Here is a 15,723-nt window from a genome sequence, read left to right as displayed (position 1 = left end):
GGGCCTGTCCTACTTCCCGCAGTCCGCCACTTTCCTTACCAATTTCCTTGTTATACTTCCAAAGAAATCCTGGTCCCTGAAACGAAGGAAACGGATCGGTTTTTCTATGCTTCTGACCAGTAAAGTGTCCGTTTTGTTAAAACGGAAGGTGCAGGCTCCATCAAGAGAAAGACAGAGTTCCTTTTCTCTTTCCGGTACAGTGATTTTAACCACATCATCCCTGGAAAGAACCATGGCAAAACGCTGCAGCGTGTGGGCGCAGATAGGGACGATGATGATCCGGTCATCAGAAGGCCCAAGCACGGGGCCTCCGCAGGAAAGGGAATAGCCGGTGGAACCGGTGGGCGATGAAATGATAAGCCCGTCGGCCGCATATTCCTGAATGAAGCTGTCATTAATGAAAAGACGGATCCTTGCCAGCTGGCCGATGGAGGCATGGCCGATGACCACATCATTCAGCACGGTGGGCAGTTTCTCTTTTCTCCCATCCCCATGAATCAAAGCAGCGGAAAGATAGAGGCGATGCTCTTCCTGATAATCTCCCGACAGAATCTGGTCCACCCTTTTTTCCATATCCCTTAAGGTCATGGAATTTAAAAAGCCTAAATCTCCCAGATGGAGCCCCGCCATGAGAACAGGATAATCCCTGAATGCGCGGGCAGCGCCGAGAAAGGAACCGTCACCTCCCACGGACAGGATAAAATCCCTTTTTCCCATGGATTCATCGGTTTCATAGGTATCCTCTGTAAAACCCATGTCCATCAGGCCTTTTTTCATGGAAAGAGGCAGGCTGTAATCTATATTCTTATCTCTCAAAAGAGCGGTCAGCCTTTCCAGAGCCATTTTTAAATCCTTTTTCCCGAGGTTCGGGTAAATGCCAAATTTCATTTCTTATCCTTTCAACCCGCTGTGGGCTTCCTCCACCACTTTCACCATATCCGCTGCCCTTATTTCCTTTTCCGGCGGCGTCTGCTTCAGCCAGGCAAGAAATTCAATATTTCCGGAGCCCCCCTTAATGGGCGAATAGGTAAGGCCATGGCAGTAAAGATGCTCTTCCTTAAAAGCCTGAAGCGTATCTTCAATTACTTCGGCATGTACCTTGGGGTCCTTGATAATTCCACCCTTCCCTACCTTTTCACGGCCTGCCTCGAACTGGGGTTTAATAAGGATAACCAGAGATCCCTCTTCCTTCAGAATGGAGTGTACGGCAGGAATGATTTTCGTAACGGAAATAAAGGAAACGTCCGTAGAAATGAAATCCACCATTTCTCCCAGAAGGTCCTTCGTCACCACCTTGATATTGGTTTTCTCCATGTTCACCACCTGCGGATTGGAACGAAGCTTCCAGTCCAACTGGTTGGTACCCACATCAATGGCAAATACCTTTGCCGCCCCGTTCTGCAGGGCGCAGTCCGTGAAACCGCCGGTGGAAGCGCCGATATCGGCCATCACTTTCCCTTTAAGATCAATGGAAAATGTTTTCAGCGCCTTTTCCAGCTTGAAACCGCCGCGGCCCACATAAGGCATAACATGGCCTTTGATGCGGAGCCTGGCGTCCACCGGCACCTTCGTTCCCGCTTTATCTACAGGCACATCATTTACAAGAATAATGCCTTCCATAATATGACGTTTTGCATTCTCCCGGCTTTCAAAAAATCCCTGCTCCACCAGGAGCACGTCAAGCCGTTCTTTTTTTACTTTCTGGTTAGCCAATGTGAAACCTCTTTTTGAAAATTAACACACCTGCGGTGTGAGGGTTGACGGGCCTTTCGCCCGAGGGTTGTGGCCGCCTCACGGCGGCGGGTTGTGAAGGGAAAGGTTCTTAGGATTGATGGGCCCTTTCAGGCCCAAGGGTTCTTAAATTTGACGGCCTTTCAGGCCGAGGGTTGTGGTATCGCCCTATCGGGCGATGAGTATAAAGCCAGCGTTACGGAATTGGCTTTATGAGTCATATAGCATGAAAAACATTCTGCTGACTGGCTCGCCACCCCCTTTCCGGGCTGCGCCGGACTTCTCCACGGGAAAGCGTGTCACACGATTCTCAGGTCGCTTCGCTTCCTTACGAATCGTGTTCCCTTGCCACCCCTATTCAGGGGGCAGAATAGATTTCTATGCTTTCCTGTAGAGACATGGCTCCATGGCTAAGTACCCATAGTCCCACCACGAAGTGGGGGGAAGGTGGTGGCGCCAGCCACCAAAGGGGGATGCATTTCCAACGCCCGCAGGGCGGTTGTATGGTTTTAGCCGCCAAAGGCGGCATAAGAAATGGCGCCGAAGGCGCCGTACCTCGCCAGCGGGCACGGTCAGCCAACCAATAGGTAAGCCCTTTAATGGGCAGGCTAAGGGCCTACTTTGGCTGACTTGGAGATCCTATGCAGGACCTCCACAGTACTATATAACTCCCTAGGGCGGGAGCCCTCAACCCGTCCGGAAGGCGTCAGCCAGTCCCGGACAGAACCCTTGGCGCCCAGGGCCAAAGGCCCGGCGGCGCCATCAACCCTCGCGGCGAAGCCGCGTCAACCTACGGGAATACCGGCAAGCACCGCACCGATCCCGGTCCCGACCGCGCCATAAGGCGCTTGTCCATTATTTCTTTCTATGCAGCAGCAGATCGGTGAGTTCATAGAGAATTGTACTATCAAAAGGAAGTTTTGCCAATGCTTCTTTTGCCAGGGCCCCTTCTTCTTCTGCGTATTTCTCTGCTTCTTCCACGCCAAGAATGGTAACGAAGGTGGATTTATGGTCCTTTTCGTCCTGTCCAGGCATTTTGCCCATATCCTCCAGATTTCCTTTTTCATCCAGAAGGTCGTCGGTGATCTGGAAAAGGAGGCCCAGATGGGCAGCGAAGTTCTCAAGAAGCACCCTGTCTTTCAGCGCCGTTCCTGCCACAGCGCAGGCCATGGATACGGGAGCAGAAAGAAGGCAGCCCGTTTTGCAGGCATCCAGAATTTTAAGTTCAGAAAGAGTGAGATGCTTTCCTTCCGCCTCTATATCATGAGCCTGTCCCCCCACCATGCCCTCCGGACCGGCAGCGCGGGCCAGGAGGGAAATCAGTTCTACACGGATATCAGAAGCTATCTGTTTCTGCTCCGAGAGAAGCTGGAATGCAAAGGTCAAAAGGCCGTCCCCTGCCTGCGTAGCCATGCCGGCGCCGTAAACCTTGTGGTTTGTCAGCCGGCCGCGGCGGTAATCATCATTATCCATGGCAGGCAGATCATCATGAATCAGGGAATAGGTATGCACGCATTCCAAAGCGCAGGCAGCATCTATATAAAGACCGCTGTCCACGCCAAGTATATCCAGTACCGTGAGAAAAAGGAAAGGCCGGATCCGCTTGCCTCCCGCCAGCAGACTGTAATTCATGGCGCTGTAAAGAGTCTCATGTTCCACCCGGTCCGCCTTTAAAAGAAGGGCCAGCCTGTGATTAATGAGTTTCTGCTTTTCTTTCAGTATTTCCTGAATCATGGGACTCCATCTCCTTTGTCAGTAAATCTTCTGTCTTTTGTGAAATCACTGCCAGCTCTCCATCCACTTCATTTAAGATGGACAAACAGCGGTCAGCCGCTTCCATACCCTTTTTATAAACAGCAGCCATTTCATCGATACTGATTTCTCCGGAAGAAATCCGGCGGGCAGCTTCTTTTAAGGTTTCCATACTTTTTTCAAAAGTCATTGACTTAGTTTCCATGTCCGCTACTCCATTTCTGCAGGCTCATGAGCGATTCCAGCACACTCCGATAACGGGATTTGAGCTGCATTTCCTTTTGCTGGTCCAAAAGCAGAACCTGCGATTGAATCTCCCGGCGAAGATCCTGCAGACCCTTTGGTGAAGTGTGTTCCTTCATGGAAATCAGCATATCTGCAATTTCCTGTTTTTTAGAAAGGAAACAGGATTTTCGCCCCTCTTCCAGCTCCCTGATCCTGTCCCTTAGAAGGGAGAGCCACACTGTCCTTTCCGGTATGGCTATTTCTGCGGCCTGGGTGGGCGTAGATGCCCTCCGGTCTGCCGTAAGGTCCGATAGAGTGGTATCCGTTTCATGACCTACAGCGGAAATTAAAGGAATAGTACTTTCATGAATTGCATCCAAAAGGATTCTTTCATTGAAAGGGCCAAGATCATCCTCTGCCCCGCCGCCGCGGGCCAGTATCAGTATATCCGGTTTGTCCTCCGCCCTGCAGGCTTCACGAATCCTATCCGCCATGTCCCGGGCTGCTTCTTCCCCCTGCACCGATGTACTGTAAAGGGTAAACCGGACGCAGGGATTCCGAAGCCCCGCCGTTTTCACAATATCATGGACCACGGCGCCACTTTCAGAGGAAATGATGCCGATATGAAAAGGAAAAGGAGGAAGCCCTTTCTTTCGTAAAGGATCAAAGTAGCCTTCTCTTTCCAGTTCCTTCACCATATCTTCTTTCTCTTCCTGGTTCCGGCTTTTATGAATATCCATGACCCGTTCCACGAAAAGACTGGGCCAGCCGGAAAGAGTATTGAACCGGATATCCCCGATTACCGTAGCCTCCATGCCGCTCATAAGGTTCCGGGTGAGAAAAGAACTGCCCATGCGGCCGATGACGCAGAAAAGCCGGGACTCCTCACCAAGAAGAGTGAAATAGGTGACGCCGGAAAAGTGGGTATGAACGGAAGAAATGGTCCCCCGTACAGCCACATGGCTGAAAATATAATCTTTCTTCATGCGCCCTGCCAGAAGGCGGGTGCATTCATTTACGCTGTAGATTTTCATAGTTTTATGACACGCCCTTTGGGCGTGAGGGTGGACGGCCCTACGGGCCGAAGGTTATGGCCGCCTGACGGCGGCGGGTTGTGTAGAAGGGTTGTGTGCTTCGCTCAAGGGGAAGGTGGGAGGCGGGAAGAAATTGAGCAAGCACCGGTCATGGGATGGCCCCTTGACTCCTGTCATTCTGAACGCAGTGAAGAATCTCGGTGCGTGGCGAGGATGACGTCATTGGAATTCATGCAGGGGCCTGGTACCTGAAGCACACTTCCCGCCGACTGGTATTTACCGGTACTCCTCTCACTTACTATTCTTACCGAGATCCTTCGCTTTGCTCAGGATGACGAGTGGGAGGCGGGGCTCCCCAGCCACTAGCCGCCAGCAACCCTCAAGCCTCAGCCAGCATATACGCCCCGAAGGCATTCCCCGTGGCATTATCGCTGCTGGCAGTGATATCGGCAAAGTAGGCTTTGATCCCCTTTTTTCCGAGAATTTCTTCTACCCTGTTTCTAAGGTACCGATTAGACATGACACCGCCTACGGCAATGAAGGGACGGTCATTTTTGAAAGGATAGGCGGTGAGCTCTTTATCCAGTGCTTTCCCAATATGCTCCAGCACCCCTTCCGCTATATCCTCTTTATTGTACTGTCCCGATGCGATGTCCCTCTGTACTTTCGTTTCCGGACCGGAGAAAGAAAAGGAACCTTTCACCGAAGAACGGGGAATATGGTAAATATGGCGTCCATCAAGAGCCAGTTTTTCCAATTCTTTACCGCAGGGAAAGTGAAGACCCAGCGCTACCCCGATCCGGTCAATGAACTGGCCGGCCGTAATGTCACGGGAGTCCATAAGGGTTTTAATTTCCATGAATTCCCCTTCCCAGGTGCAGGAAAGCACATCCTGCGTGCCGCCGGACATATGCATCATATAAAAAGGCTTCCCCCACAGGGAAGGTTCTTTTCTCAAGGCAGCCATCGCATGATTTTCCTGATGGCTGAATTCAAATACCGGTACATGAAGCACAGCAGCAAGGGAAAAGGCAGCTCCTTTGCCAACAAGAAAAGCGGGCATGTAGGAATCTGCCCGCCTCCGTGGAAAAGAAGATACTCCTATTCCTTTGATATCCTGCAGTAAAGGAGATAATTTCTGCAGAATGACAGGAAGATTTTTCGTGTGCTGGAAAACCATCTGGGACTGGGAAAGTCCCCGGTTTCCCTCCTTCACAGACAGCACGATCCTTTCTTCCCCTGCCAGCTCCCCGGAAGAGTCATAAACAGCGGCCGATGTAGTGTAGCAGCTGGTATCTATTCCAAGAAACCTGGCCATAATTATCCTTTCATTGCCTTATCTAAAACGCCGTTAATAAAGCGGTAAGAGGATTCACCGCCGTAGACTTTGGCCATTTCCACAGCTTCATTGATAATCAGCTTCCTGTCTTCCGCCTCATCACCCATGAAATGGAATTCAGCCAGCGCCAGGCGAAGGATATTCTTATCCACCACATTCAGCTGGGAAAGAGACCAGTTCGTCACATGAGCAGAAATCATATCATCGATTTCTCCATGGTCAGATACCGCCTTCACCAGAGCATCTGCAAAATCCCTGTCCTTTTCGGATAACTCCAATCCGTCGGAATCAATCGTTTCCGTATCCGGATTCAGCTCCCGGGAATATAAAACCTTGAGAGCATATTCTCTTGCATTTCTTCTGCTCATGATGACCTCTTTCAATCCACAATATCAGTAATGGTTACATCGATTCCATAAATGGTTTCATCGGTAAGGGAAAGGAGAAGATTTCTCACTACCATCTGTATATAGCGGGCCGTTTCATTGACCCGGCACCCTTTATGGAGGGCCAGGGACATATAGACCTTGATTCCCTTCTTTCTGCTGCGGCGCAGCAGAAGCCCCTTATGGCCACGAAAGCCAAAGGCCTGGGAAATACCGGAAATCATCTCCTGATAACCGTCGGCAGTAAAATGAGAAACCTCGGGAAGAGCCAGTACGGCCTTCTCGATTTTCTCATACACTTCCTCTTCCGGCACGATGGTAACGGATTCATCCTGACTCATTTTGCTTTATCCTTATCAAAAATAACCTGGGACACATTCACATTCACCGCAGATACCCGGATACCCAGAGAGTCAGACAACGCTTCTTTCACCGTTTCCTGCAGCTTCAAAGCCACCGCAGGAATCCGCATCCCGTGACGAACGCAGACATAGAGATCTACCTCCACAGCGCCGTCCTTGAATCCTACATGGACGCCATCGGTATCCTTGTCGGACATTACGGAAGAAAGGCTCTGGAGAAAAGTTTCCCCCATGCCTGCAATGCCCGGAACGGTCAGCGCTGCCGCCCTGGCGGTGATCGCAATCACCCGGTCCGTCAGGCGCACCTTTCCCAGATCATTTTCCTGAGATACCGTTTCCATAGGATGACCGGATTATTTTACACGTTCAATGTATGCGCCGGTACGGGTATCGATGCGGAGAACTTCTCCTTCGTTAATGAACAGCGGAACAGAAACGGTATAGCCTGTTTCCAGTTTAGCCGGTTTGGAGCCGCCGGTTGCTGTATCGCCGCGGATGCCGGGTTCAGTTTCAACGACCTTCAGTTCTACGGAATTCGGAATATCTACGCCGATGATGTTGCCGTTGAAGAACATGACGGTGCATTCCATTTCTTCCTTCAGGAAGTTGATCTTGTCACCCAGCTGTTCCTTGTTAAGCATGATCTGTTCATAAGTTTCTGTATCCATAAAGCAGTAGGAGCCATCAGCTTCGTAAAGATACTGCATAGGTTTGCGTTCTACTGTTGCGGGCTGCAGCTTAATGCCTGCATTGAATTTACGTTCCACTACGGAACCATTCTGCAGGTTTTTCAGCTTGGCACGTACGAAAGCGGCCCCTTTGCCCGGTTTTACATGCAGAAATTCAACGCACTGCCAAACCTGGCCATCCAGTTCAACGGTAATACCGGGACGTAAATCATTACTAGAAATCATTTAAATCTTCCTCCTGCTACACTTGCAAAAATTTTTTGGGAAATTGAGTCAGAATGGAAATGCCATCCTGCTTTATAACAACCGTATCTTCGATACGGACTCCACCGGTGCCGGGGATATAGACCCCCGGTTCAACAGTTTCCGTCATATTCACTTCCAGAACTGAATGGTCCCTCTGGGCCAGCACAGGGGCTTCATGAATCTCAAGGCCCACACTGTGACCCAGGGCATGGGTGAAATAAGCATCCAGATCCCATTTCTTAAAATACTCCCTGGCTGCCGTATCGGCCTCATCGGCCCTGATGCCTGCCTTCAGAAGGCCTTCCACATGCTCGTTGCAGCCAAGAACCTTATCGTAAAGGAAACGCTGGCGGCTGGAAATATCTCCCACTGCCACGGTCCTTGTAATATCGGAATGATATCCCTTATAAATGGCGCCGAAATCAAAGGTAATGAGGTCCCCATTCTCGATGACCTTCTCTGTAGCCGTGCCGTGGGGATAAGCCCCCCGCTCGCCGGATGCCACGATGGTATCAAAGGACTTTCCCTCAGACCCCGCCTTCAGCATCTCGCACTCCAGCACCGCCTGCAGATACCGTTCTGTCACACCGGCGCGGATATAAGGAATCGTATTTTTAAATCCCTCATCGGAAATTTCACAGGCCCTCTTCAAAAGAGAAAGCTCCTCATCCGACTTGATGCGCCGCACATCATCTACCGGGCAGAACTCAAAATCCACATCCGGCATGGTCTCATCAAAAGAAAGATACATCCTGTAAGACAAAACCGACTCAATGCCCAGACGCTTCACATGGTGGGAACTGGAGAGACGGGCCAGCGTCTCCGCCAGCTTCCCCCTGTAATCCACCACAGTGAACCCCTTCGCTTCCTCCTTCGCCTGCTCCACATACCGGGAATCAGTCAGAAGATAAAAAGACTCCGGCGTCACAAAAAGATAACTGTCAGAACCGGTGAATCCACTGATGTACCGTAAATTCTCATCCTTCTGTACAAACAGGCCGTCTACGCCCCATTTGGACAGGGATTTGGAAATCATTTGTTTATCAATCAAAAAGATCACTCTCTTCCATTACCCTATAATCATACAGTATCTTGGGCCTTTTGTCTAGATTTTTTGACACGGCCTGCGGGAGCGGAAGGGTTCGGCGGGGAAGGTTCTTAAGATTGACCGGCTGTGGCCGGAAGGTTCTTAAGTTTGACAGCCCTTCGGGCTGAAGGTTGTGGTGGCGGCTTCGCCGCAGTATAAAGGGGGCGCGGCCGGCGCCGCTGGTTGGGGCCGACTACGTCGGCAGGTTGTGTAGAAGGGTTGTGGAAAAAGGTTCTTAGGATTGATGGGCCCTTTCGGGCCCAAGGGTTCTTAAGTTTGACGGGGCCTTTGGCCCCGAGGGTTGCGGATTGCCGCTCTGCGGCAATGCTTATAAAGTCAGCGTTACGGGACTACCTTCCCGCCCTCATCCTCATCTAGGGTCGGTCAGCCGACAATCGGAAGGCCCCTCTGAATTTCTCGTTTCCCCTTGAGGGGAAATGCCACGTAGTGGCAAAAGGGTGTACGAGGGTAAACATACCAATGAAACTCACCATCGTTCTTCTCGGGCCAACTTCGGCTGACTTGGAGACCCTCTGCAGGGTCTCCACAAAGCGAAGGATCTTGGTAAGAACAGTAAGTAGGGGAAACGCTACTAAATACCAGTCAGCGGGAAGGTTTGCACCGTGGCTGATTTTCCCAGCCACCAGCCACTAGCCACTAGCAACCCTCGGCCCAGCGGGCCGTCAACCCTCACGCCCGCAGGGCGTGTCCATCCAGTTTCTTCTTACTATTCCCAACATCCCCTGTAATTTTGTATAATATAGCCAAAGACGATGTTTCCAAGGGAGGTGCCAAAAATGGAATGTGCTTACTTAAGTAACGATAAGAACTATACCATATTCAAATACGGTCCCTACACGATCCGTTTCAAAGCCCCCTACTCACTGGAACGCTATACTTCCATCAAAGAATGGGACCATGGTTACCTGGTAGTCATGGCCAAGTACAGGCATAATAAAGAAAGTGAAGAGGAATATATTGACCTGATTCCTATCCTCAAAGACTTATATATTTCCCCCGACACATTTTTGAAAGACATAAAGGAGGTACGGTTGAGAAATGCTTAACCTGCGCAAAGTGGCCGATGATGCCAAAAGGAGGAAGAGTCATGAGAACCTGGGAAGATTATAAAAACCATGTCAAGTCCATCAGCAAAGATGAAAAGAGAAACATGGAAGAAATCGAAGAAGTCAGTGCTATCGTTTCCTCCATCATTGGAAGGAGACAGGAACTTGGAATGAGCCAGCGCGCTCTGGCTGAGCGCTGCGGCATCCCCCAGTCCTCCGTGGCCCGCATTGAGGCCCTCAAAACAACGCCTAAGCTGGACACCCTCATCAAACTAATGCAGGTCCTTGATTTAAAATTGACAGTCGCCACTGCATGACATGCAAAAAACATCCCGGCCCCTTAGTCCTGGATGACCACAAAAGAGCTGTGAAGAAATAAATGACATTTCCTCACAGCTCTTTTTATCTATGCAGCTTACAGTTTTTATTCCATGCTCTCCTTCATCTTTTCCACCGCTTCAAGGGAAAGCCCGGTTCCGGTCCCGATCCCGATTCCGATCCCGGCCGCGCCGCCTCACACGTCATCTCGAGCGGAGCTCTGAACCGGTATGAGGAAAAAAGTATCAGAGCTCCATTGATACTCTGAGCTGAGAGATCTCCCACCGTAATGCGGCCTGCACCAATTTGCAGTGAGATTTCTCCACTCCACTGCGTTACGGTCGAAATGACAGTGAGGTAGTCCGCTGCCAGGCGCCCCGGTCCCGGTCTCGATCGCGCCGTAAGGCACTCCCAGCAACTAGCTGCAAGCTACCGGCTACAAGATACTAATCCTTACGCTATTCCCTCTCCGCCGGTGCGTAATCATCGGGCCCGATGGAAACTACGTTTTTTTCCCAATAGAAAAGCTCTATAAAAAAAGAAAAGGCGCCAGCCCCCCACCGAAACGGGCGAAGGTTCTGACGTCTTTCTTTATCTATTTTATAAACGCCTGCCATCCGGATTGCAAGTAAAACTTATAAATAAATTTCTATCTTTTGCGCTAGGACCTCCTTGCGCTAGGACCTCCTATCCCTGGGACGCATGGAATACAGGAACTCCTTTAAGGAAGCGCTGATTAAATCATTGTTTGCTTTTATTCTTGAATTTTTATGCAATGCGAGGAATGGGCTGACGCGAATAGCGAGCTATTTAAGGAAGCTCATGACGAAACAGTGCATAAAAATTCTTATAAAAGAAAGCTCTATAAATTAATCAGTGCTTCCTTAACCACCTCATACCTGTTTACGACCTTGAAAGAACCATCTGCGACCTGGTCAGAAGCCGCAGCTCCTTTGAAATTCAGGATTTACAGGCCGCCCTTAAAAATTACATATCCCGCCCCGACAAGGACCTGAACCGGCTCATGACCTACGCTCCCCTTTTCCATGTGGACACATTCATCCGTCAATATCTGGAGGTACTTCTATAATGAAAATGACATCAGGGCAGCTGAAAGGAATGAAATATGATTTACTAAGCAGCCTCCCGATACTCCCCCATTGACCACTTCCTGTGAACAACTCAAAAAGGCAATGAGGAAATGATTTTCTATTTCCTCACTGCCTTTTTCTTATCCCCTTTCCACTTCCCTATTCCACGCCCAGTGCTTTATACACCGCGTCTTCCGCTGTCTTATAAAACACCAGGGAGAAACTGCCTATAAGTTCCGGCGGTACCGTGGAAAGATCGGCGGCGCTGGTAATGGGGAGGATGATTTTTCTGGCGCCGCTGTTTAAAGCCACCTGCAGCATGTCCGCCAGGTTTTCGGGGCGGGTGATGGAGCCGCCTATGCTGATTTCGCCTATGACGGCGGCGGAGCTGATGACCGGTTTTCCCAAAGCGATGGAGGAAAGGGAAATCAGTGTGGGCAGGGTCAGGGTGCTGGTCATGCCTATGCCGTTCAGGTCCTGGTAATTGATGATAAAGTTTTTGGTGTCCGTGGAAATGGCACCGCTGATACGCTTTCCATTAGCTTTGAGGTAGTTGAAGGCGGTATTGGCCGCTTCTTTGGCTTCGTGGCCGCTGCCAAGGCCTGTCTTTTCAAATTTCCCGTTTCCCTCAAGTATCTGGGATTCCAGACGGTAGCAGCCTATGCGGCCGTCGGCGGAGGTGCCGATGGTGTAGACCTGTCCGGGGCTTACTATACCGTCGGGGATGAGGCTGCCGCTCCCCTGCTCCGGCACGCTGACGTACTTTTCTTCAAAGCTGTCGTTGTCAATGTAAGAGAAATTTACATCGTAGAATTCCATGCCCCCGATTTTCTTCAGCTGTTCCTTGACGCGGCGCCGCATTTCCAGAGATAGTTTCAGTATATTCTCCACTTCATCCTTTGTGAAACGGCCGTCGGGATACATGAGCTTCATGAGGCCGTCCACCATCTTTCTTACAGCGATAGTGTCGCGCTGGTTCAGGTTGCTGCCAAGGTGAAAATACCGGTCCATTTCATCGCCCAGTTCCACTTTCCGAAGCTCCCGCATCACCTCCGCCAGGTAGTCGGTGATGAAGCCGTAACTGTCGGTGAAATGTTCTGGCCGAAATTTGGATATTTCCCAACCCGGCACATAGCAGTGCATACGGTCCAGAAAGGCTGTGTCCTCCCCCATTTCCGGAGGGAAGGGGGCAAAAAGGCTGGACGTCTTTAGCAGGGACTCCACGCTCTGGTTGATATTCCCTACGAAAACCATGGACGCCGAGGCAGACTTTTCCTCCTTGCCCCGGGAGAAGGAACCGGAGGCCATATAGTCCTTCATGATCTGAATGCCATCGTGGTCCTTGAAATGGATGCCCGCCACCTCATCGAAGGCCACGCAGTCCCACAGGCCCACCAGGCCTATCTGCTTACTGGCCATATTATAGAAAAGATTCGCCACCGTGGTCTGACCGCCGGATACAAGGATACTGTTCGGCGACACTTCCTTATTGAGATGGGATTTTCCTGTACTCCGGGGGCCCAGCTCACAGTAGTTGAAATTGTTTTCCACCAGCGGCACCATGCGGCAAAGGAGAAGCTCCCGTTCCCTTAAGCGGGCTTTGGCATCCTGTGAACAGGTTTCTACGCCTGCCACATTTTCAAGGCGTCCCCTTTCATTTTACATCTAAAATTTACATTCCACCTTTTCTTGTAAAGCAGCCGTCGGCTGCTTTCATCCGGAAAATTACCCCTCTTCACTGTAGTCGCCATGGTATTAAGAGAAGCTGTTTCTACAGCTAAAAAGGCCCTGCCTTTCGGCAGAGCCTCAATAACTTCCTTATTTGTCATCCGATGAAACTGCGTCGTCATCGGATGAAATCGTATCTTTTCTGAATAAGGGTATCTTATAATGGTACTCAGATGAAATGAAAGTATCCTCCGTGGTTTCAACCACATTACCCTTCAAGTAGGAGATAATGTTTCTCCAACAGGAACGAAATGCACTATCATCCCTTTCCATAGAGTCCCGTGCTTTTTCAAGAGAGCAGGACCGTCCTGTCTCTGTATCCCGCTGCCAAATAAGCCGATTCTCCCACTCCGGCAGAGATACGTTCTTCTGCTCTGGCGAATGGGAACTCTTTTCAGCCTCTTTCTTATCTCCTGCAGAGTCCTCATCAATCTGTGATGCGATAGCTGCCATGTCCGCCGCAGCTGTCACATGGAAGGCCTTATCCACAACCATACGAACAAATTGTTTCCGTTCATCAGACTGCAGCGCATTCCACCCCAGAGACTGGATTACATTTGCAAGGATTCTGGCCTGTTCTGCCTTTGGTTTTCCAGAAAGGTTACGGGCTATATCCTCTGCTGAAATTTCCGCTTCCGGGGAATATACACAAAGAGGCTCTCCATAGGTTTCCGTGGAAAGACGATCTGTCATGGCCTGCACATCAGGATTATAAACCCATGCATGCACGGGGCTTCTGTTGCCTGCAATTTCAAGTGCACAGTCAAGCCGCTTCATAATAGCGTCCCTACTACAGGCGGTGTGAATCAGCATAGGCTTCTTCTGCCCCTGCAGCTGATAGAGCTGGATGGTGCCGCAGCCATCCACGTCTTTGAAAACGGATTCAATATCATGGAAAGAAAAGAGTCCTGTTCCGCCTTTCTGGTATACAGGAACGGGCACCAGCAGGAGGCCATCCGAGAATTTATATGCAATGCCGCGGCTTGTATTGAACAGAGAAAAACGCTCCACTGAAATTCCCTGTGATTCCATGTCACCGATGAGATGATTCAAAAAGGTTGTCATGGAGCTATACTCCGGTGTCATGGCCTCATTATTGTCAAATAAAGAAAGTAACCTTGGATATTTGCCTGCGGTGCGGTCCGGAATGACACATCGCAGTTTTCTGATATTATTATTCATTATTTAGACCTCTTAAAAAATAAACAATGATGATAAAATCGAACAAGTCCCCCCTATTCATCATGTCATTGCTTTTTTTGATAAACCATCTCACTTTTCTGACAATTACACATATCATTCCTGCTCCTCCTATTGTGAGGGACTCCCTTCCCTCGTCGACCCGATTCCTTTCTACCGAGAGGAAAACTGTAACGCCTGTTCGGAAATATTTCATTTCAGGCAAAGCACAGTGTATACTGCAGGAAAAACAGCCGCGCTGGAGGAGGGCACCATATACCCAAACTTCCCTGGAAGTGGAAATATTTCTTATCCGAAAGTGATAAAGTCTGTATTAATATCCCCATATAATACAGTGGCTTTATTCGTTAACAATAGCATACTTGATTTGTAAAAAAATGTAAAGGACCAAACGCAAGGTACAACTGTCAAATATACTGTATTTATAGGGTATATATCACGGTATCGGGGGTATAGAACTCTCTAATATTATGCGTGAGTTTTGTATAATTTTTCATTTACCGCATGGAGGCTTTCTAGTTTTATTTCCGCTGAAATTATCGGAACTTGCAGTTTTTTCATTAGCTGGCATTATCCATTACGCTGCAAACCGCTATATACTGCCAGTTTGGAAAAATTTCTTTGAAACATAGGAAATGAAGAATATTCTTTTAGAGTTAATCAAAATGGTTAAATATACAGTTATTCACAGTTTCGAAAAAGAAGGATTGTTCTGGTGTGAATAACTATGAAAGTTTTTTATTAATAAATATAAGAATTTATAATATCCTGATAAAATGGCAGATTCATTTCGATATTTATTACTTTGCTCTTGTTTTTATCGTTTCTCTTTCATTTACCTACTCTTTTGTAATATATAAAATGATGTGAATCTAATCAGCCTTATTTCCTGCAGACATAAAAAAATCCCCGCCCATGGAGAGCGGGGATTTTTTCATGTCTTATCCTGCATCGGTGAGGTCATAGGTATTGACCAGGCGCATGCCGGCGAGACTGGTGGAGAGAAGGCCTGCCACTGCTTTTCCTGCATCCAGGAGCTCGTCGTCTGTGGCGCTGAGCTTGATCTGGTTGAAGGAAATGTTTTTGGTGGCTTTCTTGCCGCTTGCGGTGGTACCATTTTCAACGATGACCTGCAGCTTGATATCAGTCATGTTTTTTGTTGCAGCCATGATAGATCACCTCCTTATGCCAACTCTTCCGTGGTGGTGGTGGAAATGGTGACTTTTTCAAGCTCCGTCACTTCCGCCCCGCTGCGGGTGATAAGAATGGGAATCAGTTTGGCCGCTGCCGCGTTCACTTCTTCCCTGGTGAGGCTGTCCTTGGGATTGGTCAAAGTGACAGTCATTGTGGACTTACCGGATGTTCTGAATACAAGATTGAGCGTTTTCATTTCGCTCCCCTTTCCGAAGGGAACCACTTACAGATTTTTCAACCCCTCGGCCGCCGGGGTTGTTCTGTTTCTCATTTC

Annotated in this window: 17 protein-coding genes; 2 read left to right on the top strand and 15 right to left on the bottom strand. The window is 49.4% G+C overall.

What is annotated here, in order from left to right; genetic code table 11:
- Positions 1–9: 9 nt before the first annotated feature.
- The 11 genes from HMPREF9453_RS02590 to HMPREF9453_RS02540 form a co-directional block, all read right to left on the bottom strand.
- Positions 10–843 (bottom strand): NAD(+)/NADH kinase, encoded by an 834-nt coding sequence (locus tag HMPREF9453_RS02590; protein ID WP_232217307.1) that lies wholly within the window; start codon positions 841–843, stop codon positions 10–12.
- Positions 844–891: 48 nt separating this feature from the next.
- Positions 892–1,713 carry a TlyA family RNA methyltransferase gene (locus HMPREF9453_RS02585; protein WP_008859008.1) on the bottom strand — a complete coding sequence of 274 codons (822 nt, stop codon included), beginning with the start codon at positions 1,711–1,713 and terminating at the stop codon, positions 892–894.
- Positions 1,714–2,586: 873 nt separating this feature from the next.
- Complete coding sequence (locus HMPREF9453_RS02580; RefSeq protein ID WP_008859007.1) at positions 2,587–3,465, bottom strand: polyprenyl synthetase family protein; 879 nt, start codon at positions 3,463–3,465, stop codon at positions 2,587–2,589.
- Positions 3,425–3,673 carry an exodeoxyribonuclease VII small subunit gene (xseB, locus tag HMPREF9453_RS02575; RefSeq protein ID WP_187368034.1) on the bottom strand — a complete coding sequence of 83 codons (249 nt, stop codon included), beginning with the start codon at positions 3,671–3,673 and terminating at the stop codon, positions 3,425–3,427. The genes HMPREF9453_RS02580 and xseB overlap by 41 nt, the downstream gene beginning before the upstream one ends.
- A 4-nt stretch (positions 3,674–3,677) precedes the next feature.
- Positions 3,678–4,742 carry an exodeoxyribonuclease VII large subunit gene (xseA, locus tag HMPREF9453_RS02570; RefSeq protein WP_008859005.1) on the bottom strand — a complete coding sequence of 355 codons (1,065 nt, stop codon included), beginning with the start codon at positions 4,740–4,742 and terminating at the stop codon, positions 3,678–3,680.
- 379 nt (positions 4,743–5,121) lie between these two features.
- Entirely contained in the window at positions 5,122–6,060 is a 939-nt protein-coding gene (locus HMPREF9453_RS02565) for a tRNA (adenosine(37)-N6)-threonylcarbamoyltransferase complex transferase subunit TsaD (RefSeq protein WP_008859004.1), read from the bottom strand.
- 2 nt (positions 6,061–6,062) lie between these two features.
- Positions 6,063–6,449, bottom strand: coding sequence for a transcription antitermination factor NusB (gene nusB, locus HMPREF9453_RS02560; RefSeq protein ID WP_008859003.1), 387 nt, complete (start codon positions 6,447–6,449; stop codon positions 6,063–6,065).
- Positions 6,450–6,460: 11 nt separating this feature from the next.
- Complete coding sequence (locus tag HMPREF9453_RS02555) at positions 6,461–6,808, bottom strand: hypothetical protein (protein WP_008859002.1); 348 nt, start codon at positions 6,806–6,808, stop codon at positions 6,461–6,463.
- Entirely contained in the window at positions 6,805–7,170 is a 366-nt protein-coding gene (locus HMPREF9453_RS02550) for an Asp23/Gls24 family envelope stress response protein (protein ID WP_008859001.1), read from the bottom strand. The genes HMPREF9453_RS02555 and HMPREF9453_RS02550 overlap by 4 nt, the downstream gene beginning before the upstream one ends.
- A gap of 12 nt (positions 7,171–7,182) precedes the next feature.
- Positions 7,183–7,743, bottom strand: coding sequence for an elongation factor P (efp, locus tag HMPREF9453_RS02545; RefSeq protein WP_008859000.1), 561 nt, complete (start codon positions 7,741–7,743; stop codon positions 7,183–7,185).
- Between the two features lie 16 nt (positions 7,744–7,759).
- Complete coding sequence (locus tag HMPREF9453_RS02540) at positions 7,760–8,824, bottom strand: M24 family metallopeptidase (RefSeq protein WP_008858999.1); 1,065 nt, start codon at positions 8,822–8,824, stop codon at positions 7,760–7,762.
- A gap of 824 nt (positions 8,825–9,648) precedes the next feature.
- Here HMPREF9453_RS02540 and HMPREF9453_RS02535 point away from each other — a divergent pair.
- Positions 9,649–9,918 carry a DUF7724 family protein gene (locus tag HMPREF9453_RS02535; protein WP_008858998.1) on the top strand — a complete coding sequence of 90 codons (270 nt, stop codon included), beginning with the start codon at positions 9,649–9,651 and terminating at the stop codon, positions 9,916–9,918.
- 41 nt (positions 9,919–9,959) lie between these two features.
- Positions 9,960–10,235 carry a helix-turn-helix domain-containing protein gene (locus HMPREF9453_RS02530; RefSeq protein ID WP_008858997.1) on the top strand — a complete coding sequence of 92 codons (276 nt, stop codon included), beginning with the start codon at positions 9,960–9,962 and terminating at the stop codon, positions 10,233–10,235.
- A 1,251-nt stretch (positions 10,236–11,486) separates the two neighbouring features.
- Here HMPREF9453_RS02530 and brxL read toward each other — a convergent pair.
- From brxL to HMPREF9453_RS02505, 4 genes are all read right to left on the bottom strand, one after another.
- Positions 11,487–12,962 carry a protease Lon-related BREX system protein BrxL gene (brxL, locus tag HMPREF9453_RS02525; RefSeq protein ID WP_008858996.1) on the bottom strand — a complete coding sequence of 492 codons (1,476 nt, stop codon included), beginning with the start codon at positions 12,960–12,962 and terminating at the stop codon, positions 11,487–11,489.
- Between the two features lie 183 nt (positions 12,963–13,145).
- Entirely contained in the window at positions 13,146–14,237 is a 1,092-nt protein-coding gene (locus HMPREF9453_RS02515) for a hypothetical protein (RefSeq protein ID WP_008858995.1), read from the bottom strand.
- 959 nt (positions 14,238–15,196) lie between these two features.
- Positions 15,197–15,424 (bottom strand): DUF1659 domain-containing protein, encoded by a 228-nt coding sequence (locus HMPREF9453_RS02510; RefSeq protein ID WP_008858993.1) that lies wholly within the window; start codon positions 15,422–15,424, stop codon positions 15,197–15,199.
- Between the two features lie 14 nt (positions 15,425–15,438).
- Positions 15,439–15,645, bottom strand: coding sequence for a DUF2922 domain-containing protein (locus HMPREF9453_RS02505; RefSeq protein ID WP_008858992.1), 207 nt, complete (start codon positions 15,643–15,645; stop codon positions 15,439–15,441).
- Positions 15,646–15,723: the final 78 nt, after the last annotated feature.

Source organism: Dialister succinatiphilus YIT 11850 (genome assembly GCF_000242435.1).
Classification (GTDB): Bacteria; Bacillota; Negativicutes; order Veillonellales; family Dialisteraceae; genus Dialister; species Dialister succinatiphilus.
The sequence above is the reverse complement of the archived record's forward strand: the minus strand, read 5'-3'. Positions and strand labels throughout refer to the sequence as shown.